Origin of the sequence: Mesorhizobium sp. M7A.F.Ca.US.002.01.1.1 (genome assembly GCF_004022955.1) — a bacterium.
GTDB classification, from domain to species: domain Bacteria; phylum Pseudomonadota; class Alphaproteobacteria; order Rhizobiales; family Rhizobiaceae; genus Mesorhizobium; species Mesorhizobium ciceri.
In genome coordinates this window covers 1-1,199 of sequence record NZ_RZQE01000887.1, presented here as the reverse complement: position 1 = coordinate 1,199, position 1,199 = coordinate 1, and the positions used below count along the sequence as shown (strand labels likewise).

The following is a 1,199-nucleotide window of genomic DNA, read 5'->3' as shown; positions in this document are numbered from 1 at the left end:
GTTCAGCGTCTGCTCGCGTTCGTCATTGCCGCCGCCGAGGCCGGCGCCGCGATGACGGCCGACTGCGTCGATTTCGTCAATGAAGATGATGCAGGGCGCGTTCTTCTTGGCCTGGTCGAACATGTCGCGGACGCGGCTTGCACCGACGCCGACGAACATCTCGACGAAGTCAGAACCGGAAATGGTGAAGAACGGCACATTGGCTTCGCCGGCAACCGAGCGCGCGAGCAGCGTCTTGCCGGTTCCCGGAGGGCCGACGAGCAGCACGCCGCGCGGAATCTTGCCGCCGAGCCGCTGGAACTTCTGCGGATCGCGCAGGAACTCGACGATCTCTTCCAGATCTTCCTTGGCTTCGTCGACGCCGGCAACGTCCTGGAAAGTGACGCGGCCATGCGCTTCGGTGAGCAGCTTGGCCTTCGATTTGCCGAAGCCCATCGCGCGGCCGGAGCCGGACTGCATCTGGCGCATGAAGAATATCCAGACGCCGAGGATGAGGATCATCGGCAGCCAGGAGATCAAATAGCCGAACAGCGAATTGGAACCGTCCGTTTCAGGCCGTGCATTGATGGTGACGTTCTTGTCCTGCAGCCGCGAGACCAGCGAAGGATCGCCGGGCGAATAGGTCTGGAAACCGCTGGAATTGTCGGTGTAGGTGCCGCTGATACGAGCGCCAGCAATGGTCACCGTCTTGACCCGCCCCGCCGCGACATCCTGCAGGAACTGCGAATAAGGCACATCGCTGGAAGCCCCTCGCGTCTGCGGCGTCTGGAACAGATTGAACAGGGCTATGAGCAGGACCGCTATGATCGCCCAGAGCGCGAGGTTGCGATAGTTCGGATTCATCAATTGTCCCGTTGGCGTCCGCGAGGCGGACACGCGTCATGAGAGGAAACTTGCGCCTAACATAGGGAGAGCGTCCCCCCTTGCCAAGCAGAACAGCACGTCTGGGTTAAGCTTTCGCGCAACCCTCAGCCGGCACTGTGGCCGCTGAAAGGCAAGGGCGGGACCGGGGCCGCGCCAATCAGCCCGGCGACGGCCCGCGCCAGCGCTAGGTCGAAGGATGGCAGGAAGCGGCCGAAGGGGGCAACGACCGGCCGCGCTTCCACCGTCGCGGACTTCAGTCCATATCCAGGCAAACCAAGGCATTCACCGGCCTGCCACACCGCCGGTTCGACCGCGAGCGCGGCGCGCATCAGGCT

1 protein-coding gene and 1 pseudogene are annotated in these 1,199 nt (G+C 63.4%); both read right to left on the bottom strand.

The annotated features are described in order from the left end of the window. Window positions 1-843, bottom strand: an 843-nt coding sequence (locus EN932_RS36455) for an ATP-dependent metallopeptidase FtsH/Yme1/Tma family protein (protein ID WP_164890856.1), incomplete at its 3' end; no start/stop codon positions are given. Between the two features lie 125 nt (window positions 844-968). Then, window positions 969-1,199, bottom strand: a pseudogene (locus tag EN932_RS36450) (tRNA(Ile)-lysidine synthetase); the annotation flags it as partial.